General features: G+C 54.9%; 27 protein-coding genes, 1 other RNA gene and 1 other annotated feature. Of the genes, 16 read left to right on the top strand and 12 right to left on the bottom strand.

The genetic code is table 11. From position 1 onward, the window contains the following. Positions 1-49: 49 nt before the first annotated feature. Both ghoS and pfkB read right to left on the bottom strand, forming a co-directional pair. A complete protein-coding gene (ghoS, locus tag ABLU78_RS19920) occupies positions 50-334 on the bottom strand; it encodes a type V toxin-antitoxin system endoribonuclease antitoxin GhoS (protein ID WP_015367048.1) in 285 nt (94 codons plus the stop codon). Positions 335-420: 86 nt separating this feature from the next. Next, positions 421-1353: a 6-phosphofructokinase II gene (gene pfkB, locus ABLU78_RS19915; RefSeq protein ID WP_048228667.1), complete on the bottom strand. Its 933-nt coding sequence runs from the start codon at positions 1351-1353 to the stop codon at positions 421-423. 357 nt (positions 1354-1710) lie between these two features. Between pfkB and ABLU78_RS19910 the strand changes: the two genes are divergently transcribed. From ABLU78_RS19910 to ihfA, 9 genes are all read left to right on the top strand, one after another. Next, the gene (locus ABLU78_RS19910) at positions 1711-2469 is read left to right on the top strand and encodes a YdiY family protein (protein ID WP_015705111.1); all 759 of its coding nucleotides are present in this window, start codon (positions 1711-1713) and stop codon (positions 2467-2469) included. 433 nt (positions 2470-2902) lie between these two features. Then, positions 2903-4831, top strand: a complete 1929-nt coding sequence (thrS, locus tag ABLU78_RS19905; RefSeq protein WP_015367045.1) for a threonine--tRNA ligase — start codon at positions 2903-2905, stop codon at positions 4829-4831. Positions 4832-4834: 3 nt separating this feature from the next. Then, the gene (gene infC / locus ABLU78_RS19900; protein ID WP_004189469.1) at positions 4835-5377 is read left to right on the top strand and encodes a translation initiation factor IF-3; all 543 of its coding nucleotides are present in this window, start codon (positions 4835-4837) and stop codon (positions 5375-5377) included. A gap of 90 nt (positions 5378-5467) precedes the next feature. Then, positions 5468-5665: a 50S ribosomal protein L35 gene (gene rpmI / locus ABLU78_RS19895; protein ID WP_001124225.1), complete on the top strand. Its 198-nt coding sequence runs from the start codon at positions 5468-5470 to the stop codon at positions 5663-5665. Between the two features lie 50 nt (positions 5666-5715). After that, the gene (rplT, locus tag ABLU78_RS19890) at positions 5716-6072 is read left to right on the top strand and encodes a 50S ribosomal protein L20 (protein WP_004102963.1); all 357 of its coding nucleotides are present in this window, start codon (positions 5716-5718) and stop codon (positions 6070-6072) included. Between the two features lie 118 nt (positions 6073-6190). Further along, positions 6191-6315 (top strand) — a sequence feature (Phe leader region). After that, the gene (pheM, locus tag ABLU78_RS19885; RefSeq protein WP_001386830.1) at positions 6196-6240 is read left to right on the top strand and encodes a pheST operon leader peptide PheM; all 45 of its coding nucleotides are present in this window, start codon (positions 6196-6198) and stop codon (positions 6238-6240) included. Its footprint overlaps the feature before it by 45 nt. Positions 6316-6378: 63 nt before the next feature. Further along, positions 6379-7362: a phenylalanine--tRNA ligase subunit alpha gene (gene pheS / locus ABLU78_RS19880; protein ID WP_015367044.1), complete on the top strand. Its 984-nt coding sequence runs from the start codon at positions 6379-6381 to the stop codon at positions 7360-7362. A 15-nt stretch (positions 7363-7377) separates the two neighbouring features. Then, positions 7378-9765 carry a phenylalanine--tRNA ligase subunit beta gene (gene pheT, locus ABLU78_RS19875; RefSeq protein WP_015705112.1) on the top strand — a complete coding sequence of 796 codons (2388 nt, stop codon included), beginning with the start codon at positions 7378-7380 and terminating at the stop codon, positions 9763-9765. Between the two features lie 4 nt (positions 9766-9769). Next, positions 9770-10069 carry an integration host factor subunit alpha gene (ihfA, locus tag ABLU78_RS19870; RefSeq protein WP_015367042.1) on the top strand — a complete coding sequence of 100 codons (300 nt, stop codon included), beginning with the start codon at positions 9770-9772 and terminating at the stop codon, positions 10067-10069. A gap of 57 nt (positions 10070-10126) precedes the next feature. Here ihfA and ABLU78_RS19865 read toward each other — a convergent pair whose 3' ends face one another. Genes ABLU78_RS19865 through ABLU78_RS19855 form a run of 3 tightly spaced genes read right to left on the bottom strand, consistent with a single transcriptional unit; the run spans position 10127 to position 12695 of the window. After that, positions 10127-10480, bottom strand: coding sequence for a RidA family protein (locus tag ABLU78_RS19865; protein WP_080968042.1), 354 nt, complete (start codon positions 10478-10480; stop codon positions 10127-10129). Beyond that, the gene (locus tag ABLU78_RS19860) at positions 10477-11742 is read right to left on the bottom strand and encodes a D-amino acid dehydrogenase (protein ID WP_323133888.1); all 1266 of its coding nucleotides are present in this window, start codon (positions 11740-11742) and stop codon (positions 10477-10479) included. The genes ABLU78_RS19865 and ABLU78_RS19860 overlap by 4 nt, the downstream gene beginning before the upstream one ends. Before the next feature lie 38 nt (positions 11743-11780). Then, a complete protein-coding gene (locus ABLU78_RS19855; RefSeq protein ID WP_015705115.1) occupies positions 11781-12695 on the bottom strand; it encodes a LysR family transcriptional regulator in 915 nt (304 codons plus the stop codon). A gap of 277 nt (positions 12696-12972) precedes the next feature. On the opposite strand from ABLU78_RS19855, the gene ABLU78_RS19850 reads away from it, so the two are divergent. Beyond that, entirely contained in the window at positions 12973-14406 is a 1434-nt protein-coding gene (locus ABLU78_RS19850; protein ID WP_015367038.1) for a hypothetical protein, read from the top strand. Between the two features lie 127 nt (positions 14407-14533). Then, positions 14534-15520 carry a vitamin B12 ABC transporter permease BtuC gene (btuC, locus tag ABLU78_RS19845; protein WP_015367036.1) on the top strand — a complete coding sequence of 329 codons (987 nt, stop codon included), beginning with the start codon at positions 14534-14536 and terminating at the stop codon, positions 15518-15520. A 36-nt stretch (positions 15521-15556) separates the two neighbouring features. Here btuC and ABLU78_RS19840 read toward each other — a convergent pair whose 3' ends face one another. Further along, on the bottom strand, positions 15557-16357 hold the full coding sequence (locus ABLU78_RS19840) for a MetQ/NlpA family lipoprotein (RefSeq protein WP_015367035.1): 801 nt from the start codon (positions 16355-16357) through the stop codon (positions 15557-15559). A gap of 231 nt (positions 16358-16588) precedes the next feature. On the opposite strand from ABLU78_RS19840, the gene ABLU78_RS19835 reads away from it, so the two are divergent. The 4 genes from ABLU78_RS19835 (at position 16589) to selO (ending at position 19991) form a co-directional block, all read left to right on the top strand. Further along, positions 16589-17140 carry a glutathione peroxidase gene (locus tag ABLU78_RS19835; protein WP_015367033.1) on the top strand — a complete coding sequence of 184 codons (552 nt, stop codon included), beginning with the start codon at positions 16589-16591 and terminating at the stop codon, positions 17138-17140. Beyond that, a complete protein-coding gene (btuD, locus tag ABLU78_RS19830; protein WP_048228671.1) occupies positions 17140-17889 on the top strand; it encodes a vitamin B12 ABC transporter ATP-binding protein BtuD in 750 nt (249 codons plus the stop codon). The genes ABLU78_RS19835 and btuD overlap by 1 nt, the downstream gene beginning before the upstream one ends. 81 nt (positions 17890-17970) lie before the next feature. After that, the gene (locus ABLU78_RS19825) at positions 17971-18435 is read left to right on the top strand and encodes an NlpC/P60 family protein (RefSeq protein ID WP_015367031.1); all 465 of its coding nucleotides are present in this window, start codon (positions 17971-17973) and stop codon (positions 18433-18435) included. Between the two features lie 113 nt (positions 18436-18548). Further along, positions 18549-19991 carry a protein adenylyltransferase SelO gene (selO, locus tag ABLU78_RS19820; protein ID WP_048228672.1) on the top strand — a complete coding sequence of 481 codons (1443 nt, stop codon included), beginning with the start codon at positions 18549-18551 and terminating at the stop codon, positions 19989-19991. Positions 19992-20019: 28 nt separating this feature from the next. Here selO and hemP read toward each other — a convergent pair whose 3' ends face one another. From hemP to ABLU78_RS19800, 4 genes are all read right to left on the bottom strand, one after another. Continuing rightward, positions 20020-20199, bottom strand: coding sequence for a hemin uptake protein HemP (hemP, locus tag ABLU78_RS19815; RefSeq protein WP_026612342.1), 180 nt, complete (start codon positions 20197-20199; stop codon positions 20020-20022). Positions 20200-20369: 170 nt separating this feature from the next. Continuing rightward, complete coding sequence (locus ABLU78_RS19810; RefSeq protein ID WP_048229279.1) at positions 20370-21416, bottom strand: 3-deoxy-7-phosphoheptulonate synthase; 1047 nt, start codon at positions 21414-21416, stop codon at positions 20370-20372. Positions 21417-21570: 154 nt separating this feature from the next. Then, positions 21571-22404, bottom strand: coding sequence for a pyruvate, water dikinase regulatory protein (locus ABLU78_RS19805; RefSeq protein WP_015367027.1), 834 nt, complete (start codon positions 22402-22404; stop codon positions 21571-21573). A 143-nt stretch (positions 22405-22547) separates the two neighbouring features. After that, positions 22548-22658 (bottom strand): hypothetical protein, encoded by a 111-nt coding sequence (locus tag ABLU78_RS19800; protein WP_072201375.1) that lies wholly within the window; start codon positions 22656-22658, stop codon positions 22548-22550. A gap of 76 nt (positions 22659-22734) precedes the next feature. On the opposite strand from ABLU78_RS19800, the gene ppsA reads away from it, so the two are divergent. After that, on the top strand, positions 22735-25113 hold the full coding sequence (gene ppsA, locus ABLU78_RS19795) for a phosphoenolpyruvate synthase (RefSeq protein ID WP_015367026.1): 2379 nt from the start codon (positions 22735-22737) through the stop codon (positions 25111-25113). Between the two features lie 85 nt (positions 25114-25198). On the opposite strand, the gene rprA is transcribed toward ppsA, so the two are convergent. After that, positions 25199-25306: antisense sRNA RprA (gene rprA, locus ABLU78_RS19790), an RNA gene on the bottom strand. A 170-nt stretch (positions 25307-25476) separates the two neighbouring features. Continuing rightward, entirely contained in the window at positions 25477-26601 is a 1125-nt protein-coding gene (ydiK, locus tag ABLU78_RS19785) for an AI-2E family transporter YdiK (protein WP_015367025.1), read from the bottom strand. Between the last annotated feature and the right edge of the window lie 62 nt (positions 26602-26663).

The raw sequence follows: 26663 nt of genomic DNA, 5'->3' as shown, positions 1-26663 counted from the left end.
AAAGTTCGAGCTAACGCACAACTGACGTCTTCCACGATGGCGATCGCACTTATTGAGCTTTTAACCATTCGCTAAATGTGGTGATGGCGATCTCTGCCGGCCTGCCTAAAGCGGCTTCCGCGAGACCTGCGCTTAATGCCCGAACGTCTTCGGGGCTTTGTGCGCTCAGCAGGCCAAATGTGTTAGTACCTAAATCATGGGTTTTGCCATCATCGTCGTTGAGCGTCAGGACGAAACCTGCGCGAATGAAATGATTGCTGAGCTCATTAATCTCAGTCAGCGCTTGTTCCTGGAACTTAACGGTGATCACGTGCGCGGTAATATCGTTGCTCATTTTTCACTCTGTTGTTATGCATGGAATTTCTAGCATAGACCATGGTAGCGAATTGACCCCCTTCACCCGGGTGAAGGGGGGCGATACTAGCGGCCACACAGGTAATCGTAGATTTTCTGCGTGTTGGTTAATGAACACAGGCGGGTGCCGTGGTTAATCGTGGCGGCGCTACCAGCGGCAACGCCAAAGCGGACCATATCCTCAAGCGAGGCATGTTCCGCCAGACGTAGCGTCATTGCGCCGACCATACTGTCACCCGCGCCAACGGTGCTCTGGCTTTTCATCGGTGGCGGCACCACCTGTACGCTGCCGGTGGCATCAACTCCCAGCGCCCCCTGCGGACCCAGCGAAACCACAACCCGGCGTACTTTTCCGGAGCGGATCAGTTCCAGCGCGGCATTACGCACGTCGTCAGGCTGGCTGAGGTCGCGCTGTACCAGCGCGCTAAGCTCTTTCTGGTTCGGTTTGACCAGCTCGATGTTGCCGACATCCAGCGCGGCGGCCAGCGCATCGCCGGAGCTGTCGATTATGCAACGTAGCCCGTGCTGCTGCGCGTTTTTTACCAGTTGAGTCAGATGCTCGACGCTGATTCCGGGAGGCAGGCTGCCGCTGATAACCAGCAGCGAACCGGCCTCAATCGCCAGCACTTTCTCTTCCAGGCGGCGGAACTCATCCTCGGTTAGCGCCGCGCCGGGCATGACAAAGCGATATTGTTCACCGCTGGCATCGACATGCACATGTAAGTTCTGCCGCGTCCAGTCGCGAGTTTCTATTGTTTCGACCGGGACCTGCTCGTCTGCCATCAGGGCGGTAAGATGCTCGCCGGTGGCGCCCCCAACCGGGAAAATCGCCGTCGCTTTACCACCCAGAAAGGTAATGGCCCGGGCGACGTTGATCCCGCCGCCTCCAGGTTCGAATACCGGTGCGCTACAGCGTAATTTGCCTTCGGGGTAAATTTGCGGCGTCAGCGTTGCGCTGTCGAGTGATGGGGCCAGCGTGAGCGTATAAATTTTGGTCATCCTGTTCCTCCTTAATACGAATAAAGCTGCTTTTTTAAGCATGGCACCGAAATGGAGTGAGGGGAAGCGGGGCGGACGATGGATTTACAAAGATGTCTGGGTTTTTATCTTTATGAAATAAAGATTGTTTTGGGAACCGTCTTATTCAAAAAACGAAATAGCAACTGATTGCTAAGTTATTCGTGCTTTTTTATAATCAAGCGCCTTTCTTAGGACTCGCATTCAGCGCGCCTCGCGAAAGTTTCCGGGACCTGCCTGGTCTCCTTAAATGTTGTACGGACTCTAAATTAAATGAAGGGATCGCTGGTCCATTCATCATTTGTACTGTCCTGAAGATATGTATTTTAGAGAGTTATAATGAAGCTTTTGAAGACAGTACCCGCAGCGGCATTGCTGGCGGGGGGGCTTTTTGCGTCTGTAAACGCACTGGCCGATGATTCCGTTTTTACCGTCATGGATGACCCTTCCACTGCCAAAAAACCTTTCGAAGGTGCTGTGAATGCGGGTTATCTCGCTCAGTCCGGCAACACGAAAAGCTCCTCAATGACCGCTGACTCCACGCTGACCTGGTACGGCGATACCACGGCCTGGTCACTGTGGGGCAATGCGAGCAACACGTCCTCTAACGATCAACGCTCTTCGGAGAAATATGCCGTGGGCGGCCGTAGTCGTTATAACCTGACCGATATGAACTATGTATTTGGCCAGGCCAGCTGGCTGACCGATCGCTACAACGGCTATCAACAGCGCGACGTGCTGACTGCCGGTTATGGTCGCCAGATCCTCAACGGCCCGGTTCACAGCCTGCGTTTTGAATTTGGTCCGGGCGTGCGTTACGACGAGTATACCGATGGCGATAACGAAACTCAGCCGCTGGGGTACGCCTCCGGCACCTGGGCATGGCAGATGACCGATAACGCCAAATTTACTCAAGGTGTTTCGGTATTCGGCGCTGAAGACACGACGCTGAACTCGGAAAGCGCATTAAATGTGGCAATCAACGCCCACTTTGCGCTGCGTGTCGCCTATAACCTGACGTGGAACTCGCAGCCGCCGGCTTCGGCGCCGGAGCATACCGACCGCCGCACCACCTTATCGCTCGGTTATAAAATGTAATTTTTCAGGCCGGGCAACCGGCCTGATTCCTGTTATTTCCTGCCGGGTATGAATACTCACTATAACGGATGATTTTTTCATTTCGCTTTTTAGCGGTGGTGGTATTTATCTCTTCATTTCAGGTAATTGATCGGTTAATTAACCGCGTGGTTTAAGCGGGAATTGCCTCGACAAATTGTCAGCGCCCCTTGCTATTTAAAATAAGAATAACCATTTAGTTATTGCGACTTTAATCGCGCAGTAATGATGTGTACACTAACCCTCGGTGTTATCAACGAGCGGCTGCAGGTGAGGGCGGTTCAATAGATAGACGGGCGTACTCATATTTTCGCAGAGTGAAGCGGGAGCTGAGCCACAACTCGTTGATAATTATGATTATATTGTTTTGTATGTGCTCTTTCGTGTGGGGCACCACTGCAAATAAGGACATAAAATGCCTGTAATTACGCTTCCTGATGGCAGCCAACGCCATTTCGACCACGCAGTTAGCCCGATGGATGTCGCTCTGGATATCGGTCCAGGCCTGGCGAAAGCCACCATCGCCGGACGTGTAAACGGTGAGCTGGTTGACGCCTGCGACCCGATTGAAACTGACTCCACGCTTTCTATTATCACCGCAAAAGATGAAGACGGTCTGGAGATCATTCGTCACTCCTGCGCTCATCTGTTAGGTCATGCGATCAAACAGCTGTGGCCGAACACTAAAATGGCCATTGGCCCGGTTGTCGACAACGGTTTTTACTATGATGTCGATCTGGACCACACCCTGACTCAGGAAGACATCGACGCGCTCGAAAAACGTATGCACGAGCTCGCCGAGAAAAACTACGATGTCATCAAGAAGAAAGTCAGCTGGCACGAAGCGCGTGAAACCTTCGTGAAGCGCGGCGAACCCTATAAAGTTTCTATTCTTGACGAAAACATCGGCCATGATGACAAGCCAGGCTTGTATCATCACGAAGAATATATCGATATGTGCCGCGGTCCGCACGTACCGAATATGCGTTTCTGCCATCACTTCAAACTGATGAAAACCGCTGGCGCGTACTGGCGTGGCGACAGCAACAATAAAATGTTGCAGCGTATCTACGGCACCGCCTGGGCAGATAAAAAAGCGCTGAACGCCTACCTGCAGCGTCTGGAAGAAGCCGCTAAGCGTGACCACCGTAAAATCGGGAAACAGCTTGACCTGTATCATATGCAGGAAGAAGCGCCGGGTATGGTGTTCTGGCACAATGATGGCTGGACTATCTTCCGTGAACTGGAAACTTTCGTTCGTTCGAAACTGAAAGAGTATCAGTATCAGGAAGTTAAAGGCCCGTTCATGATGGACCGTGTGCTGTGGGAAAAAACCGGCCACTGGGACAACTACAAAGATGCGATGTTCACCACCTCTTCCGAGAACCGTGAATACTGCATTAAGCCGATGAACTGCCCGGGTCACGTGCAGATCTTCAACCAGGGGTTGAAATCTTACCGCGATCTGCCGTTGCGTATGGCTGAATTCGGTAGCTGCCACCGTAACGAACCGTCGGGCGCGCTGCATGGCCTGATGCGCGTTCGTGGCTTTACTCAGGATGACGCGCATATCTTCTGTACTGAAGATCAGGTTCGCGATGAAGTGAACGCCTGTATTCGTATGGTTTATGATATGTACAGCACCTTTGGCTTCGAGAAAATCGTCGTCAAGCTGTCTACTCGCCCGGAAAAACGTATCGGTAGCGATGAGACCTGGGATCGCGCGGAAGCGGATCTGGCGGTGGCGCTGGAAGAAAACAACATCCCATTTGAATATCAATTGGGCGAAGGGGCGTTCTACGGCCCGAAAATTGAATTTACCCTGTATGACTGCCTCGATCGTGCATGGCAGTGCGGTACTGTACAGCTGGACTTCTCCCTGCCGCAGCGTTTAAGCGCCTCTTATGTTGGCGAAAACAACGAGCGTCAGGTACCAGTAATGATTCACCGTGCGATTCTCGGCTCGCTGGAGCGCTTCATCGGCATCCTGACCGAAGAGTTCGCTGGCTTCTTCCCAACCTGGCTTGCGCCAGTGCAGGTAGTGGTCATGAATATTACTGATTCTCAGTCTGAATACGTTAACGAATTGACGCGTAAACTACAAAATGCGGGCATTCGCGTAAAAGCGGACTTGAGAAATGAGAAGATTGGCTTTAAAATCCGCGAGCACACTTTACGTCGTGTCCCGTATATGTTGGTCTGTGGCGACAAAGAAGTCGAAGCCGGCAAAGTGGCCGTGCGTACCCGTCGCGGTAAAGACCTCGGCAGCATGGACGTAAATGAAGTGATCGAGAAGCTGCAACAAGAGATTCGCAGCCGCAGTCTTCAACAACTGGAGGAATAAGGTATTAAAGGCGGAAAACGAGTTCAAACGGCACGTCCGAATCGTATTAATGGCGAGATTCGCGCCCAGGAAGTTCGCTTAACTGGTCTGGAAGGTGAGCAGCTGGGTATTGTGAGTCTGAGAGAAGCTATCGAAAAGGCTGAAGAGGCTGGAGTAGATTTAGTTGAAATCAGCCCTAACGCCGAACCGCCAGTTTGTCGTATCATGGACTACGGCAAGTTCCTTTATGAAAAGAGTAAGTCTTCTAAGGAACAGAAGAAGAAGCAGAAAGTTATCCAGGTTAAGGAAATTAAATTCCGCCCTGGTACTGATGAAGGTGACTATCAGGTAAAACTCCGCAGCCTGATTCGCTTTCTCGAAGATGGCGATAAGGCCAAGATCACGCTGCGTTTCCGCGGTCGTGAGATGGCCCACCAGCAGATCGGTATGGAAGTGCTTAATCGCGTGAAAGACGATCTGGTTGAACTGGCAGTAGTCGAATCCTTCCCAACGAAGATCGAAGGCCGCCAGATGATCATGGTGCTCGCTCCGAAGAAGAAACAGTAAGGCCATCAAGTAACATTCCGGTGGGCTTCGGCTCACTGGTTTGTTCGCCTTTGTTTCGTTTATTAACAATGCGAAGTGGAAGTTATTAAAATGCCAAAAATTAAGACCGTACGCGGTGCTGCAAAGCGCTTCAAAAAAACCGGTAAAGGTGGTTTTAAGCACAAGCACGCTAACCTGCGTCACATTCTGACCAAAAAAGCTACCAAGCGTAAACGTCACCTGCGTCCGAAAGCCATGGTTTCCAAAGGCGATCTGGGCCTGGTAATCGCGTGCCTGCCGTACGCATAAGTCGTTAACCCTTTTAACTTTTTAATTAGAATAGATACAGGAGAGCACATATGGCTCGCGTAAAACGTGGTGTAGTTGCCCGTGCACGTCACAAGAAAATTTTGAAACAAGCTAAAGGTTACTACGGTGCGCGTTCTCGCGTATACCGCGTTGCCTTCCAGGCTGTTATCAAAGCTGGTCAGTACGCTTATCGTGACCGTCGTCAGAAAAAGCGTCAGTTCCGCCAACTGTGGATTGCGCGTATCAACGCAGCAGCACGTCAGAACGGTATTTCTTACAGCAAATTCATCAACGGCCTGAAAAAAGCCTCTGTTGAAATCGACCGTAAGATCCTGGCTGACATCGCCGTATTCGACAAATTAGCGTTCACCGCTCTGGTCGAAAAAGCGAAAGCAGCTCTGGCATAAGCCAGTTGAAAGAGGGAGCTTGTCTCCCTCTTTTCGTTTCAACACTATCAATACATTGACTTTTATCCGTGCAGGCTTTTCAATACAGGTCTGACATTTCTTACCAGACAAGGTAATGCAAGCATGAATGCTGCTATTTTCCGCTTCTTTTTTTACTTTAGCACCTGAACTCAGGAGGCTAGCGCGTGAAAGAAGAAACGGAAAACAGCGCCAGAAAGCCTCCCCTGTGGAGGCTTTTTTCGTATATAGATTCGGGATATTTATTTCACTAAAACCGGTGTCTGCACCGACATAATGAGGAAAACCATGTCACATCTCGCAGAGCTGGTTGCCAGTGCCAAGGCAGCCATTAACGAGGCATCAGATGTTGCCGCGCTGGACAACGTCCGCGTTGAATATCTGGGTAAAAAAGGGCATCTGACCCTGCAAATGACCACCCTGCGTGAGTTGCCGCCGGAAGAGCGCCCGGCAGCGGGTGCGGTCATTAACGAAGCGAAAGAGCAGGTGCAGCAGGCGCTGAACGCGCGTAAGGCTGAGCTGGAAGGCGCCGCGCTCAATGCCCGTCTGGCGGCAGAGACCATCGACGTCTCGCTGCCGGGTCGCCGTATCGAAAACGGTGGTTTACATCCGGTTACCCGCACCATCGACCGTATCGAAAACTTCTTCGGCGAACTCGGCTTTACCGTGGCGACTGGCCCGGAAATCGAAGATGACTATCATAACTTCGATGCGCTGAACATTCCGGGTCACCATCCGGCTCGCGCCGACCATGATACCTTCTGGTTCGATGCGACCCGTCTGCTGCGTACTCAGACTTCTGGCGTGCAGATCCGCACCATGGAAAACCAGCAGCCGCCAATTCGTATTATCGCGCCGGGCCGCGTCTATCGTAACGATTACGATCAGACCCACACCCCGATGTTCCATCAGATGGAAGGTCTGATTGTTGATAAGAACATCAGCTTCACCAATCTGAAAGGTACCCTGCACGATTTCCTGAATAACTTCTTCGAAGAAGATCTGCAGGTACGCTTCCGTCCGTCCTACTTCCCGTTCACCGAGCCGTCTGCAGAAGTTGACGTGATGGGTAAAAACGGTAAATGGCTGGAAGTACTGGGCTGCGGCATGGTGCACCCGAACGTACTGCGTAACGTCGGCATCGATCCGGAAGTTTACTCCGGCTTCGCCTTCGGCATGGGCATGGAGCGTCTGACCATGCTGCGTTATGGCGTGACCGATTTGCGCGCATTCTTCGAAAACGATCTGCGTTTCCTCAAACAGTTTAAATAAGGGCAGGACAGAACAATGAAATTCAGTGAACTGTGGTTACGCGAATGGGTTAACCCGGCGATCGACAGCGAAGCGCTGTCCGATCAGATTACGATGGCGGGCCTGGAAGTTGACGGCGTTGAGCCGGTGGCCGGTAGCTTCAACGGCGTGGTCGTCGGTGAAGTGGTCGAGTGCGGCCAGCATCCGAATGCTGACAAACTGCGCGTTACTAAAGTCAATGTCGGCGGCGAGCGTCTGCTGGACATCGTCTGCGGCGCGCCAAACTGCCGTCAGGGCCTGAAGGTGGCCGTCGCGACCATTGGCGCCGTACTGCCGGGCGATTTTAAAATTAAAGCGGCGAAACTGCGCGGTGAACCGTCAGAAGGGATGTTGTGCTCTTTCTCCGAGCTGGGTATTTCCGACGATCATAGCGGTATCATCGAACTGCCGGCCGATGCGCCGATTGGTACCGACATTCGCGAATACCTCAAGCTTGACGACAACACCATCGAAATCAGCGTTACGCCAAACCGCGCCGACTGCCTGGGTATCATCGGCGTGGCGCGCGATGTCGCTGTGCTGAACAAAGCGCCGCTGAACGCGCCGGAAATCACTCCGGTTGCCGCGACCATTGACGACGTGCTGCCGATTCAGGTTGAGGCGCCGCAGGCGTGCCCGCGTTATCTGGGCCGCGTGGTGAAAGGCATCAACGTCAAAGCGCCGACCCCGCTGTGGATGAAAGAGAAACTGCGCCGCTGCGGTATCCGTTCCATCGATGCGGTGGTTGACGTGACCAACTACGTGCTGCTCGAACTGGGCCAGCCGATGCATGCCTTTGACCGCGACCGCATTGAAGGCGGTATCGTGGTGCGGATGGCGAAAGAGGGCGAAACGCTGGTGCTGCTGGACGGCTCTGAAGCTAAGCTCGATAGCGATACGCTGGTTATTGCTGACCATAAGAAAGCGCTGGCGATGGGTGGTATCTTCGGCGGCGAACATTCCGGCGTTAACGATGAAACCCAGAACGTACTGTTGGAATGCGCGTTCTTCAGCCCACTGTCTATCACCGGTCGCGCGCGCCGTCATGGCCTGCACACCGATGCATCCCATCGCTACGAGCGCGGCGTCGATCCAGCACTGCAGTATAAAGCGCTGGAGCGTGCGACCCGTCTGCTGATCGACCTGTGCGGCGGTGAAGCCGGCCCGATTATCGATGTAACCAACGAAGAGACGCTGCCAAAACGCGCCACCATCACCCTGCGCCGCAGCAAGCTGGATCGCCTGATCGGCCATCATATCGATGACGCGCAGGTTAGCGACATTCTGCAGCGCCTGGGTTGCGAAGTGACCGTTGGTCAGGACCAGTGGCAGGCCGTTGCGCCAAGCTGGCGTTTCGATATGGAGATCGAAGAAGACCTGGTTGAAGAAGTGGCCCGCGTCTACGGCTACAACAACATTCCTGACGAGCCGGTACAGGCGGGTCTGATTATGGGAACCCACCGTGAAGCGGATCTGTCGCTGAAGCGCGTGAAAACGCTGCTGAACGACAAAGGTTATCAGGAAGTGATTACCTACAGCTTCGTTGACCCGAAAGTACAGCAGCTAATCCACGCCGGTGAAGAGGCGCTGATTCTGCCAAGCCCGATCTCCAGCGAAATGTCGGCGATGCGCCTGTCGCTGTGGACCGGCCTGTTGGGCACCGTCGTCTACAACCAGAACCGTCAACAGAGCCGCGTGCGCATCTTTGAGAGCGGTCTGCGCTTCGTGCCGGATACTCAGGCGCCGCTGGGCATTCGTCAGGATGTGATGCTGGCCGGGGTGATTAGCGGTAACCGCTACGAAGAACACTGGAACCTGGCAAAAGAAACCGTCGATTTCTATGATTTAAAAGGCGATCTGGAATCTGTTCTTGATCTGACCGGTAAATTAGCCGATATCGAATTCCGCGCAGAAGCGGCTACCGCACTGCATCCGGGACAATCCGCGGCGATTTATCTGAAAGGTGAACGCATTGGTTTCATTGGGGTTGTTCATCCGGAACTGGAACGTAAACTGGATCTCAACGGCCGCACTCTGGTGTTCGAAATCGAGTGGAACAAGCTTGCAGACCGCGTGGTGCCTCAGGCGCGCGAAATTTCTCGCTTCCCGGCAAACCGTCGCGATATCGCGGTACTGGTCGCGGAAAACGTCCCTGCAGCTGATGTTTTGGCCGAATGTAAGAAAGTTGGCGTAAATCAGGTAGTTGGCGTAAACTTATTTGACGTGTACCGTGGTAAGGGTGTGGCGGAAGGCTTTAAGAGCCTTGCGATTAGCCTGATCCTTCAGGATACCAGCCGTACACTCGAAGAAGAGGAGATTGCCGCTACCGTTGCCAAATGTGTAGAGGCATTAAGAGAGCGATTCCAGGCATCATTGAGGGATTGAACCTATGGCGCTTACAAAAGCTGAAATGTCAGAATATCTGTTTGATAAGCTTGGGCTTAGCAAGCGGGATGCCAAAGAACTGGTAGAGTTGTTTTTCGAAGAGATCCGTCGTGCTCTGGAAAACGGAGAACAGGTAAAACTCTCCGGGTTTGGCAACTTCGATTTGCGTGATAAGAACCAACGCCCGGGACGTAACCCGAAAACGGGGGAAGATATTCCCATTACAGCCCGGCGTGTGGTGACCTTCAGACCCGGACAGAAGTTAAAAAGCCGTGTCGAAAACGCTTCACCCAGAGAGAAATAATCTGGACTGACTAATTAAAAAGGCCGCTATGCGGCCTTTTTTCTTACCTGTTTTATCTTACGCTTTTACGGCGGTGACCATGATTTCCACCAGGATGTCGGGCCGCGCCATCTCGGCCTGAACGGCCGCCCGCGCCGGGCTATGGCCTTCCGGCATCCACGCCACCCAGACCTCATTAAACGCGGCAAAATCGCGTGAGATATCTTTAAGCCAGATCTGTGCGGAAAGGATGTGCTGCTTGTCGCTACCGGCGGCGACCAGCAGGGCGTCGATCTTCTCCAGTACTTCGCGGGTTTGCAGCGCAATATCATCAGCGCTGCTTTTCGGCGTTTGGCCGGAGAGAAACACCAGGTTGCCGTACTCGACGCTGGCGGTAAGTCGGGGTTGCGGATTATTACGAATAATTGTCATGCGGATTGTTTCCATGTCAGACCATCTAAAGAAATTGCCGGCGCTTCGCCATCGAGGAGTGCTCCCAGTATCACGGCGCTGCCGGCCGCGAGCGTAAAACCAAGGCTACCCTGGCCGAGATTCATCCACAGATTCTGGTATCCGGCGCGCCCCAGCATCGGTGGGCCCGCTGGCGTCGACGGGCGCATACCGGTCCAGGCTTCAGCCTCATCCAGCCCCTGCAGATCGGGGAAGCTGTTCGCGACGATATTTTTCAGCGCCTGAACGCGGCTATCCCGTATTTCTTCACCGTCGTAGCCGATATCCACCATCGCCGCGATGCGTAACCGATCGCCCAGGCGGGCGTAAACGATTTTGTGTCCGTAGTCGGTCACGCTGATATCCGGCGCGATTCCGGCCTCTTTAGGGTAGGGAAGGGTCAGGCTGTATCCCTTCAGCGCGCACAGCGGCACGCGCACGCCCAGATGACCCAGCAGTGGGCCGCTACCGTTGCCGGCGGCGACGACATAATCATCGCCGGTTATTGTACCGCGGCTGGTCTCAAGCGAACTGATGCGCCCGTCGCGCTTATTGAGTCGCAGCACCTCGCAGTGGGTGAGCAGGCTGAAGTTGCTACTGGCATTGAGTTTGTCGAGCAGGGCGAGACAGAATTTATGGCAGTCTGCCGTTTCATCTCCCGGTGAATAAATCCCGCCTTGTAGCGAATGGCTGATGTGTTTCAGCGCCGGTTCCAGCTGCAGGCAGGCTTCGGCGCTCAGGGCATGCTGATACTGGGGATTAATCCCTTTCGCCGCTTTATGAAAGTCGTACTCCCGGCGATGGATAATGAGTTTACCGCTACGCCGCCAGTGAAAATCAGCAAGATTATCTTCATCAAGCCACGACTGCATAACCTGACGGCTGAGCAGGGATAAGCGTAAAATATGATCGCCGTTAATTTTGTTGCTTTGGCTATTGCAGGCGCGCAGGAACTGCAACAGCCAGCGCCACTGCTGGAAAGACATTTGCAGGCGCATATTCAGCGGCGAATCGGCTTTGCCCATCCATTTAATCCCCTGCAGGGGGACGCCACGGTCGGGAAGCGGCGCCACGTAGCGGTAGCTTAATTGCCCGCCGTTGGCGAAACTTGTGGCGCTGCCCGGCTCGGCGTTGCGCTCCAGTAGCTGCACCTGGTGTCCGCTCTTAATTAATACCCAGGCGGTGGCCAGCCCTACCACGCCGCCGCCGATAATCACAATGCGTTTTTTCATAACCTGATATATCCACCGCTGATAAATATCTTGCGGTTATGTCAAAGCATTTACCCCAGCGGCGCAATTGACTTTTTATGGTCAGGGTATAACTGCAGGTTAATTTCTTTGAGCTGTTGACGCAGCTGTTTACACAGAAAATCGACAAATTTCTGTGTGATTGGGCTGAGCGAAACATCGGCGCGACGCAGCAGGCAAAGGTTGATTTTCATTGGCGGCGTAATCGGGTGAATCATCTCCGGCGACAGATTATGTCGCGCCGAGAAGATATCGGTGATGCTGCAGCCGATACCGCGCTTCACGAACTCGGTGGCCATGTAGTAGGTCTGTACATTAAGCCGGGTAGTGGAAAAATCACGGCGGGTGGCGATGGCGGCAGAGAGCGAATGCGGCCCCGGCGAGATCCAGCGCTGCTGATCGATCTCTTTGATGTCCACCGCGCCTTGTCGGTAGTCGCGGTCGATATAGACCAGCGGCACTTCGGCAATCAGGGTGGTGATGATCTCCCCCTGCTGGACCGGCTGCAGCGTCAGCGCTAAATCTATTTCGCGCAGATCCAATTTCTTGACCAGCGTCTCAGTATGCTCGGTGGTTAAGGTCATCACCAGATTACTGTTTTGTTGATAAAAATCGGTCACCAGCTCCGGCACCAGGCTTAATCCAAGGCTTGGTAAACAGCCTAAGGTGATCTTGGCGCGCGGGTCGCGGGCCAGATTATCGGCCAGCAGGCGCAGGTTATCGAGATCCTGATAAATGCTCTGCGCTTTTTCAAAAAGTGTGAGCGCTTCGCTACTTGGCAGCAGCTTGCCCCGTACCCGCTGAAACAGCTTAAAACCGAGCTTAAGCTCGGCGTTTTTTAACGCTTTACTGGCGGCCGGCTGGGAGATATTCAGCGATTCCGCCGCACGTGAAAGAGAGCCGCAAGTCATCACGGCGTAGAAGATTTCCAGATGGCGCAGTTTCATGAACAGTTAACTCAGGGTTATAGCTTGCCGATAAAAAGTCATTTTCTACTAACACTAAATTAACATAAATTTAATCGCCAATCAGCGCTCCGGTTACATATTGTGCTGCTGGTACCGTCTTCAGGCGGTCTTTTACGTTCTCAGAACCATTCCCTTTGTACCCTACAAACCCTCAGGCCATGAAGCCAATAATGATAACGAGGGGGGATATTTTCTGAGCAGGCCCGAATACGCCAACCTGCAATCGCGGTCGGTTCTAATGGCTTTAAGGAGTTATATGAGTGACTCAACGCTCGCTGGCAATACGCTCGCCAGACGAAATATCACAAGAAAAAACGTTATTATTGGCCTGTTATTGGTGCTGTTTGTGTTGACCGCGTGGTGGTGCCATGGCCGCCCGAGTAATGAACTCGGCCTGTTGGGCTTTACGCCATTAGTGGCGTTAGCGGTGCTGTCGCTAGTCGGCGTCGATATTGTGTTGGCGGTGATTTCTTCAATTATTATCGCCATGATTATGACCTCCACCGGGTTGCCGGAAATGGGCACCATGTTGGCGAAATCCACCGGTTCATTTATCGCCACCGTCGGGCTGATTATTATGCTCGGCGCCGGGGTGGGCGAAGTCGCCACCCGTACCGGCGCCGCGGTTGAGTTAGTGAAATTTGTGGTTCACCGCATCGGCCTGTCCAGCCAGACCCGAGTGAAGTTTGGCATTGTGGTGTCCTCGATTTTAATCTGCGGCTCGCTGGGGACGATGGCTGGTGGTAACGCGATTATTGTCGCGGTGATCATCCCGGTGGCGGCAGCGGTACGCCTGACTCCGCCGACGGTGGCCGCGCTGATGATGACCGCCGGATCCGTGGGATTGTTTACCGGGCCGTTTACCCCCAGCACCGTGACTATCCTGAGCCTCGGCGGATTAAGCTATCCGGATTATCTGCTGTACGTGGGGCTGCCGATGAGTGCGGTGACGTTGCTGGCCGGCTGGGTGATGGCGGGGCGGATCCAGAAGATGACCGAAGGAAAACTGCGCTATGAAGTCGATCTCACGGAGAAGCCAACAGAAGCACTGAGCGCCGCGCAGCTGCGTCGGCGTAAGCTCAGCGCGTTGGCCTTCGCGGCAACGATTATCGTGATGGCGGTCATTGGCGTGGTGATCAAAGCCGGATTCAGCTTTGCGATTATCGTGATGCTGCTGGTGGCCTTGATTACCGGGCTGGTGGGCGGCCTGCGTCCGACGCAGATCCTGCAGGCGCTGTACCACGGTTGTGGCCGTCTGGTGTGGATGTTTATCCTCTACTGGCTGTATAACCCGATCCTGGAGCTGATGGATGGCCTTCATGCCTATCAGGGGCTGCTCGACTATACCCAGCCACTGCTGGAAGGTATTTCGCCTGCCTGGCTGTGCTTTTGCATCTTCGCTTTCAATATTATTGGCCACGTACCGGGGGCGGCGGTGGCGCAGATGACCTTCACCCACAAAATTTTCGGCCCGATGCTAATGGCCGCCGGCGTGCCGCCGCAGGGGACTACCGCGGTGTTACTGGCCTCTTCGCAGGTCGACTGGTTTGGCCCATTCCCCTCTTCGGATATGTTTGGTCAAATGGGGCTGGCGCAGTCTACCCACCTGAAATACATGCTGTATAACGGCTGGGCGATTGTGGTGGCGAATATCATTCTCTTCGCGTTACTGTTCCAGGTATTGGTGTAAATTCCATTCCCACGCTGGCGTCACGAGGAGCGCTGGCGCCAGCGTGGTGATGACTCTGAGTTTTTCCTTTTCTCCCCGCCATCGTCACCGTAAAATCAATCACCTCGCTCATTTGCCTCCGGGACTTATGCAGACCTTTGCCGATATTCAACAGCGCCATAACCGTCGTTGGCTAACCGCCTTAACGCTGATCCTGCTCGTCACATTGACTATTAGCCTGTGCGCCGGCGACCAATGGATCCCGCCGCAGGAGTGGTTTAGCGCCAAAGGCGAGCTGTTTATCTGGCAAATCCGTCTGCCCCGCACGCTGGCGGTGCTGTTAGTGGGGGCGGCGCTGGCGCTTTCCGGCGCGATCATGCAGGCGCTGTTTGAAAACCCGCTGGCGGAACCGGGACTGTTGGGCGTCTCTAACGGCGCGGGCGTTGGGCTGATTGCCGCCGTGCTGTTAGGACACGGCGTGTTACCCATGTGGGCGCTGGGGCTGTGCGCCATTGCCGGCGCGCTGCTGATTACCTTTATTCTGCTCCGTTTCGCCCGGCGTCACCTGTCCACCAGCCGTCTGCTGCTGGCGGGCGTCGCGCTCGGTATTATTTGTAGCGCGTTGATGACCTGGGCGGTCTATTTCTCAACCTCTTTTGACCTGCGCCAGCTGATGTACTGGATGATGGGCGGTTTTGGCGGTGTCGACTGGCAGCAACTGTGGCTGATGCTGGCGCTGCTACCGGTTCTGCTGTGGGTATGCTGGCAGTCGCAGCCGCTGAATTTATTGGCGTTGGGCGAAGTCTCGGCGCGTCAGCTCGGCCTGCCGCTGTGGCTATGGCGGAAATTACTGGTGGTGGCCACCGGCTGGCTGGTCGGCGTCAGCGTGGCGCTGGCGGGGGCGATTGGCTTTATTGGTCTGGTGATCCCGCATATTTTGCGCCTGTGCGGCCTGAGCGATCATCGGGTGCTGCTTCCCGCCTGCCTGTTAGCGGGCGCCAGCGCGCTGCTCGGCGCCGATATCATCGCCCGGTTGGCGTTATCGGCGGCGGAATTACCGATCGGCGTGGTGACGGCGACGCTGGGGGCGCCGGTGTTCATCTGGTTGCTGCTGCGTTCAGGGCGACGGGGGTAGGGAGACGCCGTCAGCATGGACGGCGTCGGGGGACGCTTACCAGCCTTTGATGGCATCGCCTTTATAGACTTCCTGCGCTTTATCGGCGACTTCCCTGGTCTGGAAGGCCTCTTTCAGCTCCTGAATTTTCTTGCTGTCTTTATTATCTTCGCGCGCCACAATCGCATTGACATAAGGTGAATCCGGGCCTTCCATAAACAGGCCATCGCGGGCGGCGGATAAACCGACCTGCGCCGAGAAATTAGTGTTGATGATGGCAAGCGTAACGTTCGGATCGTCGAGCGTACGGGTCAGCTGCGGAGTATCGACTTCAACAATCTTCAGGTGTTTCGGGTTATCAATGATATCCAGCGTAGTGGGCAGATAGCCTACGCCGTCTTTCAACTTGATTAATCCTTGCGCCTGTAACAGCAGCAGGCTGCGACCAAGCGTGGTGGTTTCGTTAGAGATAGAGACGGTCGCGCCGTCAGGCAGTTCACTGATATTTTTGATTTTGCGCGAATAGGCGGCAATCGGGAAGACGAATGTTTTACCGACGATGGCGAATTTATAGCCGCGCTCTTTCGACTGCGCTTCGAGATAGGGCAGCGTCTGGAAAGCGTTAGCGTCGACATCCTTATTATTTAACGCTTCATTCGGCAGGACGTAATCATTGAAAGAGATAACCTCAACGTCGAGGTTATATTTATCTTTTGCTACCTGCTCTACGACTTTCCAGATAGCTTCATCCGGGCCGGTATTGATCGCGACTTTAACCTTATTGTTATCGTCCGGAGAGCAGGCGGATAACAGCGCCACCGATGTGGCTATTAACACCGAGCTTAACAACTTCTTCATCTCTAAAAACTCTCTTAAATTAACAAGTAACGAAACACTATTACATACTTTTCACACTGTACACTGATTTGTCCGCTGCGGATATTGAGAGGAATTCATGTTGCCGTCGGCAAGCGCAGCGCTGTCACATCAAGCGACATTTGCCCGCGAATCAAAGTAGAATCAAGCGCGTTGAATCCGCTACAGTAGATAGGGATCTCTTTAACCTGCATTATTGACTGAGGGAAGGCTATGCAACACGACATTCTTAATACCGAAGTGACGACCATCGATGGCGAGAAAACCACCCTGGCAGCGTACGCCGGAAAGGTGCTGCTGATCGTCAACGTGGCCTCAAAATGCGGCCTCACGCCGCAGTATGAGCAACTGGAAGCGCTGCAAGAAGAGTTTGCCCCGCAGGGATTTAGCGTCCTTGGCTTCCCTTGTAACCAGTTTCTCGGCCAGGAGCCGGGCAGCGAAGAAGAGATTAAAACGTTCTGCAGCATGACCTACGGCGTCACCTTCCCGCTATTCAGTAAAATTGACGTCAACGGCGAACATCGCGCGCCGCTGTATCAAAAATTGATTGCCGCTGCCCCGAAGGCCGTCGCGCCGGAAGGGAGCGGGTTTTATGAGCGGATGGCCAGTAAAGGCCGAGCGCCGTTGTACGTTGATGACATCCTGTGGAACTTTGAAAAATTCCTCGTTGGCCGCGATGGCCAGGTCATTCAGCGTTTCTCGCCGGATATGACGCCGGACGATCCGCAACTGCTGGCTGCGGTAAAAGGAGCGCTGGCGCAATAATGCCGTTTTTGATGCAGCTACAGGATGTAGCGGAAGCGGGGCGGCTGTCGCCGTTTACCGCTGACGTGCGGCCCGGAGAGATAGTCCATCTGGTGGGGCCGAATGGCGCCGGCAAAAGTACCCTGCTGGCGCGCATGGCCGGGCTGACCAGCGGTCCCGGTTTGATTACGCTTAACCAGCGGGCGCTGGCTCAGTGGCCCGCAGCGGAGCTTGCCCGCCATCGCGCCTATCTGAGCCAGCAGCAGCTCCCGCCCTTCGCGATGCCGGTGTGGCACTATCTGTCGTTACATATGCAGGATAGCGCCCCGCAGGATTTGCTCAACGAGATTGCCGGGCAACTGGGCTTAAGCGATAAGCTGGGGCGCCAGGTCAACCAGATCTCCGGCGGCGAGTGGCAGCGGGTGCGTCTGGCGGCGGTGATCCTGCAGATTCACCGGCGCGCGAATCCAGCCGGGCAACTGTTGTTATTGGATGAACCAATGAACAGCCTTGATGTGGCGCAGCAGGCGGCGCTGGATAACGTGCTGGCGTCGCTGTGCGCGCTGGGGATCGCTATCGTGATGAGCAGCCACGATCTCAACCATACATTACGTCATGCGCAGAGGGCGTGGCTCATTTGTGAGGGGCAGATGATTGCCTGCGGGGAAACGTATGAGGTGTTAAGTGAAGAGAATTTGACCGCCGCTTATCATATCGCTTTCCAGCGGGTGGAAGTCGCGGGTCATCTTATGCTCGTGGCGTCACAGTAGCGGGTAAGGATCTTGCCTGTAAGCCGCTAAACAGGCTAAATTATTGCAATAACAGGACAGGGAACAGAGGAATCGTCTGAGATGCGTGTGTGGTTCATTCTTATTGCGGCGATGGTGCTGGCAGGCTGTAGCAGCCACCGCGCGCCGCCGCCGAATCCACGGCTGGCTGATTCCATTACCGTGGTAGCCAATCTCAATGAGCAATTGCGCAACTGGCGCGGCGCGCCGTACCGCTATGGCGGCATGACGCCACGCGGCGTCGACTGCTCGGGCTTTGTGGTACGCACGTTCCGTGACAAATTCGCCATGCAGCTGCCGCGGGAAACTCGCGAGCAGGCGGAAATCGGCACCCGTATTGATAAAAGCGATCTGTTGCCCGGCGACCTGGTGTTTTTCAAAACCGGCTCCGGCGAAAGCGGCCTGCACGTCGGTATCTATGATACCGACAATCAATTTATTCACGCCTCCACCAGTCAGGGCGTAACCCGCTCGTCGCTGGACAACGTCTACTGGAATAAGAAATTCTGGCAGGCGAGGCGCATTTAACCCGCATCTGGCGAGAAAAGGGAGCGAGAGCTCCCTTTTTTAATTGCCATAACCCTGCAGTTCGCCCGTGTTAATCCCCTGTTGAAGGCACTACACTGGCGGCAGGAGGAACCATGACCCTGTCTTTTACTACTCACTGGCGCGATCGGCTGCCGGGTTTTTACACTTCACTGGCGCCCACGCCGCTGGATAACGCGCGTCTCATCTGGCGCAACACCGCTCTGGCGCAAACGCTGGGCGTCCCGGAGACGTTATTTAATCCGCAACATGGGGCGGGCGTCTGGGGAGGCGAAGCGGTGCTGCCAGGGATGTCGCCGCTGGCGCAGGTCTATAGCGGCCATCAATTTGGCGCCTGGGCCGGTCAGCTTGGCGACGGGCGCGGCATTTTGCTTGGCGAGCAGCAGTTGCCGGATGGTCAACGTTTTGACTGGCATCTTAAAGGCGCCGGTCTGACGCCCTATTCGAGAATGGGCGATGGCCGGGCGGTACTGCGCTCGACTATCCGCGAAAGCCTTGCCAGCGAAGCAATGCATGCGCTGGGGATCCCAACCACCCGCGCGCTGGCGATGGTGACCAGCGACACGCCGGTTTACCGCGAACGCGAAGAACGCGGCACCATGCTGATGCGCATCGCCGAAAGCCACGTCCGCTTCGGTCATTTCGAACATTTTTACTATCGTCGCGAAGCGGAAAAAGTGCAGCAGCTGGCAGATTATGTGATTGAACACCACTGGCCGCAGCTGCAGCAGGAGGCGGATAAGTATATTCTTTGGTTCCGTGACGTTGTCACGCGTACCGCGGAAATGATCGCCAGCTGGCAGACTGTTGGCTTTGCCCACGGGGTGATGAATACCGACAATATGTCGATTCTTGGCCTTACCATGGATTATGGTCCGTATGGCTTCCTCGATGATTTCCAGCCCGGGTTTATCTGCAACCACTCTGATTATCAGGGGCGTTATAGCTTTGATAACCAACCGGCGGTAGGGTTGTGGAACCTGCAGCGTCTGGCCCAGTCGCTCTCGCCGTTTATCAGCGCCGACGCGCTGAACGCGGCGCTGGATGACTATCAGCATGCCTTATTGACCGCCTACGGCCGCCGCATGCGCGACAAACTCGGCTTCTATACTCAGCAAACCGGCGATAACACACTGCTTGATGGACTGTTCAGCCTGATGGAGCGTGAAGGGAGTGACTACACCCGTACCTTCCGGATGCTGAGCCAAAGCGAGCAGCACAGCGCGGCATCGCCGCTGCGCGATGAATTTATCGACCGCGCGGCGTTTGATAGCTGGTTTGCCGACTACCGGGCGCGGCTGCGCGATGAACAGATCGACGATAGCGAACGCCAGTTGCGGATGCAGGGCGTCAACCCGGCGGTGGTGCTACGCAACTGGCTGGCGCAGCGGGCGATAGAAAAAGCCGAAGATGGCGACATGGGCGAGTTGGAACGTCTGCATGAAGCCCTTGCGCAGCCGTTTGCCGATCGTACAGATGATTATGCCAGCCGCCCGCCTGACTGGGGTAAACATCTGGAAGTGAGCTGCTCCAGCTAACCGTAAAGCCTCGCCATCGCGCGGGGTTTTATTTGGTCAAAATTAGCTTACCGGCGTGGGTCTGGCGCAACAGATAGCGCTGGCCGTCATGTTCGATCACCACGCGACCTTCCGCACCCAACAGCGTCCGGCTGCTGATTTGGCGATCGCTGGCAAGGGGATAGGGAGCATTGTCTTTCGTTTTCTCAGCTGTGGCAGTGTTATCCATACGCGTCATAGCACCAAAATAAAAATAAAAGCAACAATGATAATCATTATCAGTAATGTTAATTTTCACGGCAAGCCTTTTTTGTTGTTGCTTACCATTTCAGGTAGTTATTGCGCAGAGGATGAACGGCTAGCTGTGAAATCCCGCCGCGAGCGCGGCGGGGGGAGGGATTACAACCGTGTAGCGGTGGCTGCAGCCAGTTCAGCGAGCATTTTTTCGCTATCTTCCCAGCTCAGGCACGGGTCGGTAATCGACTGGCCCCAGATCAGCGGCTGACCGGGGATCACTTTTTGCGTCCCTTCGGCGAGGAAGCTCTCCGCCATGATCCCGGCAATGGCGGTGGAGCCCTCGCGGATCTGCTGGCAGATATTGGCGCACACTTCCAGTTGACGGCGATGCTGCTTCTGACAGTTGCCGTGGCTAAAGTCGACGACCAGTTGCTCAGGGAGATCGAATTCGCGTAGCGCTTCGCCGGCGGCGGCGATATCCGCAGCATGATAATTTGGCCGTTTACCGCCGCGCATAATGATATGGCCGTACGGGTTACCGCTGGTCTGGTAGATGGTCATCTGGCCCTGTTTATCCGGTGACAGGAACATATGGCTGGCGCGCGAGGCGCGTATCGCGTCGACCGCGATACGGGTGTTGCCGTCGGTTCCGTTTTTAAAACCAACCGGGCAGGAGAGCGCCGAGGCCATCTCGCGGTGGATTTGGCTTTCGGTGGTGCGCGCGCCGATGGCGCCCCAGCTAATCAGATCGGCGATAAACTGCCCGGTCACCATATCCAGGAATTCGGTGGCGGTTGGGATACCCAGCTCGTTGATCTGCAGCAGCAGACGACGCGCCAGTTCGATACCGTGATTGACCCGGTAGCTGCCGTTGAGATCGGGGTCGGAAATAAGACCTTTCCAGCCCACGACAGTGCGCGGTTTTTCGAAATAGGTGCGCATGACAATTTCCAGCTGCGGCTGGTAACGTTCGCGCATGCCCTGCAGGCGGCGCGCATATTCCAGCGCCGCTTCAGGGTCGTGAATGGAGCAGGGGCCGATAATTACCAGCAGGCGGCGGTCTTCGCCGTTGAGGATTTTTTCAATCCGCCGACGGGAGGTGGAGACGTGGGCGGCAACCTCGGCCGACACGGGATGGCGCTGCGCCAGTTCCGCGGGCGTTACCAGGCTTTCAATGCGCGCGGTACGCAATTCGTCTGTTTTATTCATTGGGGTCTCAAAAATCTGTTTCTTCCGCGGCGAAAATGCCGGGAAGTGATGCGCATCACGATAAACCAATCCCTGCTTATTGCAAGAGCAGGGCATGATCCTGTATAGGCCACGAGCGATAGCATAAACAAATTTTCAATTATGTACTAGTGTATTAGTACATCCTGCGATTCAGCCCCATGATATCCATGATTTTGGTGGCAATTTCCTCTACCGAATAGTTGGTACTGTTGAGGCAGGGGATCTTATTTTTGCGGTACAACGCTTCGACTTCGGTCACTTCCATGCGGCACTGGCGCAACGAGGCGTAGCGGCTATTTTCCCGGCGCTCTTCGCGGATTGCCGCCAGTCGCTCCGGGTTAATCGTCAGGCCGAACATCTTGTGCTGCAGCGGCTTTAACGAGGCCGGGAGAACCAGATTATCCATATCGTCGGCGATAAAAGGGTAGTTAGCGGCGCGAATACCGTATTGCATGGCCAGATACAGGCTGGTCGGCGTTTTGCCGCAGCGCGAAACGCCGAGCAGGATCACCTGCGCCTGATCGAGATTGCGCAGCGAGATGCCATCATCGTGGGCAAGCGTGTAATCGATGGCGGCGATACGCGCATCGTATTTAATCAGGTTACCGGGATTCAGGCCGTGGGTGCGGTGAGCCACCGGCGTGGGATCCAGATGTAACTCTTGTTGCAGCGGGGCTACCAGCGCCTGCACGATATCCTGACAAAACCCCTCGCTTTGCAAAATAATGTCGCGAATTTCGGGGATAACGATGGAATAGAAGACCAGCGGCCGGATGCCGGTTTGTTGAAAAATGGCATCGATTTGCTCTTTAACCGCCCGGGCGCGACTGACGTTTTCGACGAACGGCAGGGTTACGCTACTGATAGCCACCGGGAATTGCGACATTACCGCATGGCCTAAAACTTCCGCCGTAATAGCGGTACCGTCAGAAATATAAAATACGTGGCGATCTACAGCACTGTCCATTTTGACCATCCGGTATAATTATCTAAAAGCAGAGTAAATTTAAGCACAGAGCTTTAACCTTTGTCTCACTTAAAAAAATGAAACGCTATTTTTGTTTTTAATGAAATGGCAGGTCCAGTTTCTGATTTTGCCCATTATTTGTATCAAATATCAATAGATTTCATTTTAATCATAGAGTTAGACAATTCTGGAAAACAATCCGAAAAACAGAAAATTAATTTGCTTGAACGATTCACCGTTTTTTTCAGCGGCATAAATATGTCAGGATGAATACCGTAGTCGATCGTGTGTTTTCTATAATTTGTATTAAATCACAAAAGGATTGTCTCGATGTCCAACAATGGCTCGTCACCGCTGGTGCTTTGGTATAACCAACTCGGCATGAATGATGTAGACAGAGTTGGGGGCAAAAATGCCTCCCTTGGTGAAATGATTACTAACCTGTCCGGTATGGGTGTCTCCGTACCAAACGGGTTCGCCACCACCGCTGATGCTTTCGATCAGTTCCTGGACCAAAGCGGTGTTAACCAGCGCATTTATGCACTGCTGGATGAAACCGACATTGACGACGTTTCCGCATTAGCGAAAGCGGGCGCGCAGATCCGTCAGTGGATCATCGACACCCCCTTCCAGAGCGAACTGGAAAACGCGATTCGCGAAGCTTATGACCTGCTGTCCGCCGATGACGCCGAGGCCTCGTTTGCCGTGCGCTCTTCCGCGACGGCGGAAGATATGCCGGATGCTTCCTTCGCCGGTCAGCAAGAGACATTCCTCAACGTGCAGGGCTTTGACGCCGTGCTCGTTGCCGTGAAGCACGTATTCGCTTCACTGTTTAACGATCGCGCGATCTCCTATCGCGTGCATCAGGGTTACGATCACCGCGGCGTGGCGCTATCCGCCGGGGTGCAGAGGATGGTGCGCTCCGACCTGGCCTCCTCCGGTGTGATGTTCTCCATCGATACCGAGTCCGGTTTCGACCAGGTGGTGTTTATCACCTCGGCGTGGGGGCTAGGCGAGATGGTGGTGCAGGGCGCGGTGAACCCGGACGAATTTTACGTCCATAAACCGACCCTGGCGGCTAATCGTCCGGCTATCGTGCGCCGTACCATGGGGTCGAAAAAAATCCGTATGGTTTATGCGCCGACTCAGGAACACGGCAAGCAGGTGCGCATCGAAGATGTGCCGCAGGCGCAGCGCGATGTTTTCTCGTTAACCAACGAGGAAGTGGAAGAGCTGGCGAAGCAGGCGGTGCAGATCGAGAAGCACTACGGTCGCCCGATGGATATCGAGTGGGCGAAAGATGGCCATACCGGTAAGCTGTTTATCGTCCAGGCGCGCCCGGAAACGGTTCGTTCGCGCGGTCAGGTGATGGAGCGTTATACGCTGCATGCCCAGGGGCAGATCATTGCCGAAGGTCGAGCTATCGGCCACCGTATCGGCGCCGGCCCGGTCAAGGTTATTCACGATATCAGTGAGATGAACCGCATTGAGCCTGGCGACGTGCTGGTCACCGACATGACCGACCCGGATTGGGAACCGATCATGAAGAAAGCCTCGGCAATCGTCACCAACCGCGGCGGGCGTACCTGCCACGCGGCGATTATCGCCCGTGAGCTGGGCATCCCGGCGGTGGTCGGCTGCGGCGATGCGACCGATCGCATCCAGGAAAACCAGAACGTCACCGTTTCCTGCGCTGAAGGCGACACCGGCTATGTCTACGCGGAGCTACTGGACTTCAGCGTGAAGAGCTCAAGCGTTGGCGAGATGCCGAATCTGCCGCTGAAAGTGATGATGAACGTCGGCAACCCGGATCGCGCCTTTGACTTCGCCTGCCTGCCGAATGAAGGCGTGGGCCTGGCGCGTCTGGAATTCATCATCAACCGCATGATTGGCGTTCACCCGCGCGCGCTGCTGGAGTTTGACGACCAGGAGCCGGGCCTGCAGAACGAAATCCGCGAGCTGATGAAAGGCTACGACTCACCGAGAGAGTTTTACGTTGGCCGCCTGACCGAAGGGATCGCTACCCTTGGCGCCGCCTTCTACCCGAAACGGGTGATCGTGCGTTTGTCCGACTTCAAATCTAACGAGTACGCCAACCTGGTGGGCGGCGAGCGTTACGAGCCGGAAGAAGAGAACCCGATGCTCGGATTCCGCGGCGCCGGACGCTACGTTTCAGAAAGCTTCCGCGATTGCTTCGCGCTGGAGTGTGAAGCCATGAAACGCGTGCGTAACGACATGGGCCTGACCAACGTGGAAGTGATGGTGCCATTCGTACGTACCGTGGCGCAGGCGAAAGCAGTGGTCGAAGAGCTGGAACGTCAGGGACTGAAGCGCGGCGAGAACGGGTTGAAGATCATCATGATGTGTGAAATCCCGTCGAACGCGCTGCTGGCGGAGCAGTTCCTCGAGTACTTCGATGGCTTCTCGATTGGCTCGAACGACATGACGCAGCTGGCGCTGGGCCTCGATCGCGACTCCGGCGTCGTGTCTGAGCTGTTTGATGAACGCAACGACGCGGTGAAAGCGCTGCTGTCGATGGCCATCCGCGCGGCGAAAAAACAGGGCAAATACGTGGGCATCTGCGGCCAGGGTCCGTCCGACCACGAAGACTTTGCCGCCTGGCTGATGGAAGAGGGGATCGATAGCCTGTCCCTGAACCCGGATACCGTGGTGCAAACCTGGTTAGGTCTGGCTGAACTGAATAAATAAGTTCAACGCGGATAGCCCAATCCCTGGCAGAGATGCCGGGGATTTTTTTTGCCTTCAGCAACGTTTCGCGATGGTTGGTTTTGACGTAAAAAAAAGCCCATCGTGGGAGATGGGCAAAGACTACACACAGCAATTCGTTGTTTCACTCAGGGGATTTCCATGCTTATAAATCAATATCTTGATCTATAACCGTGGGCTAATAGTAGGCATCAGGGCTGTTGGCGTCGATCGGATTCTTCTCAATAGTTAAATCAGTGTGAAGAATATGAGAGGTAAATATCGAGCTGGAACATGAATATGCCGGAAGTGGCGGGGGATTGATAAATTTAGCTTAAGTTTAAGGCGGGTTTCCCCGCCTTTCGGTTACTTTTCGCTTTTGTTATGGCTGGCATTAAGCTCGGCGAGCTCCGCCAGAACCAGATCCGGGTCCAGCGGCGGTGGCGGCACTTCCTGCACCCAGGCGTCGTAAAGACGCCAGGAGACGGCCAGCAGCACCGGACCGATAAACAGGCCAATCATCCCGAAGGCGATCAGGCCGCCGATAACGCCGGAGAGGATCAGAATCATCGGCAGGTCGGCGCCCATGCGAATCAATACCGGGCGAATCACGTTATCCATCGTACCCACCACGCAGCTCCACACCAGCAGCACCGTGCCCCAGGTCGTATCGCCGGTCCAGTATAGCCAGATAATTGAGGGGACCAGCACGATAAGCGGCCCCAGCTGTACCAGACAGGTGAAAATCATCACCACGGTCAACAGCGCGGCATAAGGCACGCCGCTTATCGCCAGCCCGATACCGCCGAGCACCGCCTGCGCCAGCGCGGTGACAACCACGCCCAGCGCTACGGCGCGTACCGCCTGTCCGGCGAGGACCACCGCGGCATCGCCACGCTTCGAGGCCAGACGGGTTGCGAAGTAGCGGAAACCATAGGCGACGCGCTCGCCGCGCCAGTAAAGCAGGGCGCTGAACAACAGCATCAGTCCGCAGTAAACCAGAAGTTTACCAATGTGCGCCGCCTGGCCGACAAACCAGGTGGTGGTGGCGCCAATATAAGGGCGAACCTTAGCCATAATCGCCGCGCCGCCCATCTCCAGCAGGCTATGCCAGGCGGAATAGAGTTTATCGCCGATCAGCGGAATCGAGTTCAGCCAGGCGAAATCCGGCAGCGTTACCTGGCCGGTGCTGACGATTTTGATCAGCGGGGCGCTATTATCGACCAGGCTATTCACCAATAAGGCGATAGGAATAACGAACAGCAAAAACAGCAGCAGCGTCATCACCAGCACCGCCAGCGAGCGCTTGCCAAACAGCAGCTTTTGCAGACGCAGCAGCACCGGCCAGGTGGCGATGACCACGGTACCGGCCCAGGCAAAAGAGAGAATAAATGGTTGCACAACCCACAGGCAGGAAATAATTATCAGGGACAAAAACAGCACCGACAGCAGAATTTGCGGTATGTCCCGGGGCTGATGTTGGTTAATCATAGAGAAAATTTACCTTTCCAGTCGCGTCTCAATGCTGACGCAGCGTAATTCCATGTACAGAT

Origin of the sequence: Klebsiella sp. JN_Kp122 (assembly GCF_040062085.1) — a bacterium.
GTDB classification, from domain to species: Bacteria; Pseudomonadota; Gammaproteobacteria; order Enterobacterales; family Enterobacteriaceae; genus Klebsiella; species Klebsiella aerogenes.
The sequence above is the reverse complement of the archived record's forward strand: the minus strand, read 5'-3'. Positions and strand labels throughout refer to the sequence as shown.

Bases quoted from the DNA above. Each gene is read 5' to 3' on its own strand.
- ghoS (WP_015367048.1), bottom strand. From the start codon at position 334: ATGAGCAACGATATTACCGCGCACGTGATCACCGTTAAGTTCCAGGAA.
- pfkB (WP_048228667.1), bottom strand. From the start codon at position 1,353: ATGACCAAAATTTATACGCTCACGCTGGCCCCATCACTCGACAGCGCA.
- ABLU78_RS19910 (WP_015705111.1), top strand. From the start codon at position 1,711: ATGAAGCTTTTGAAGACAGTACCCGCAGCGGCATTGCTGGCGGGGGGG.
- thrS (WP_015367045.1), top strand. From the start codon at position 2,903: ATGCCTGTAATTACGCTTCCTGATGGCAGCCAACGCCATTTCGACCAC.
- rpmI (WP_001124225.1), top strand. From the start codon at position 5,468: ATGCCAAAAATTAAGACCGTACGCGGTGCTGCAAAGCGCTTCAAAAAA.
- rplT (WP_004102963.1), top strand. From the start codon at position 5,716: ATGGCTCGCGTAAAACGTGGTGTAGTTGCCCGTGCACGTCACAAGAAA.
- pheS (WP_015367044.1), top strand. From the start codon at position 6,379: ATGTCACATCTCGCAGAGCTGGTTGCCAGTGCCAAGGCAGCCATTAAC.
- pheT (WP_015705112.1), top strand. From the start codon at position 7,378: ATGAAATTCAGTGAACTGTGGTTACGCGAATGGGTTAACCCGGCGATC.
- ihfA (WP_015367042.1), top strand. From the start codon at position 9,770: ATGGCGCTTACAAAAGCTGAAATGTCAGAATATCTGTTTGATAAGCTT.
- ABLU78_RS19865 (WP_080968042.1), bottom strand. From the start codon at position 10,480: ATGACAATTATTCGTAATAATCCGCAACCCCGACTTACCGCCAGCGTC.
- ABLU78_RS19855 (WP_015705115.1), bottom strand. From the start codon at position 12,695: ATGAAACTGCGCCATCTGGAAATCTTCTACGCCGTGATGACTTGCGGC.
- ABLU78_RS19850 (WP_015367038.1), top strand. From the start codon at position 12,973: ATGAGTGACTCAACGCTCGCTGGCAATACGCTCGCCAGACGAAATATC.
- btuC (WP_015367036.1), top strand. From the start codon at position 14,534: ATGCAGACCTTTGCCGATATTCAACAGCGCCATAACCGTCGTTGGCTA.
- ABLU78_RS19840 (WP_015367035.1), bottom strand. From the start codon at position 16,357: ATGAAGAAGTTGTTAAGCTCGGTGTTAATAGCCACATCGGTGGCGCTG.
- ABLU78_RS19835 (WP_015367033.1), top strand. From the start codon at position 16,589: ATGCAACACGACATTCTTAATACCGAAGTGACGACCATCGATGGCGAG.
- btuD (WP_048228671.1), top strand. From the start codon at position 17,140: ATGCCGTTTTTGATGCAGCTACAGGATGTAGCGGAAGCGGGGCGGCTG.
- ABLU78_RS19825 (WP_015367031.1), top strand. From the start codon at position 17,971: ATGCGTGTGTGGTTCATTCTTATTGCGGCGATGGTGCTGGCAGGCTGT.
- selO (WP_048228672.1), top strand. From the start codon at position 18,549: ATGACCCTGTCTTTTACTACTCACTGGCGCGATCGGCTGCCGGGTTTT.
- hemP (WP_026612342.1), bottom strand. From the start codon at position 20,199: ATGGATAACACTGCCACAGCTGAGAAAACGAAAGACAATGCTCCCTAT.
- ABLU78_RS19810 (WP_048229279.1), bottom strand. From the start codon at position 21,416: ATGAATAAAACAGACGAATTGCGTACCGCGCGCATTGAAAGCCTGGTA.
- ABLU78_RS19805 (WP_015367027.1), bottom strand. From the start codon at position 22,404: ATGGACAGTGCTGTAGATCGCCACGTATTTTATATTTCTGACGGTACC.
- ABLU78_RS19800 (WP_072201375.1), bottom strand. From the start codon at position 22,658: ATGCCGCTGAAAAAAACGGTGAATCGTTCAAGCAAATTAATTTTCTGT.
- ppsA (WP_015367026.1), top strand. From the start codon at position 22,735: ATGTCCAACAATGGCTCGTCACCGCTGGTGCTTTGGTATAACCAACTC.
- ydiK (WP_015367025.1), bottom strand. From the start codon at position 26,601: ATGATTAACCAACATCAGCCCCGGGACATACCGCAAATTCTGCTGTCG.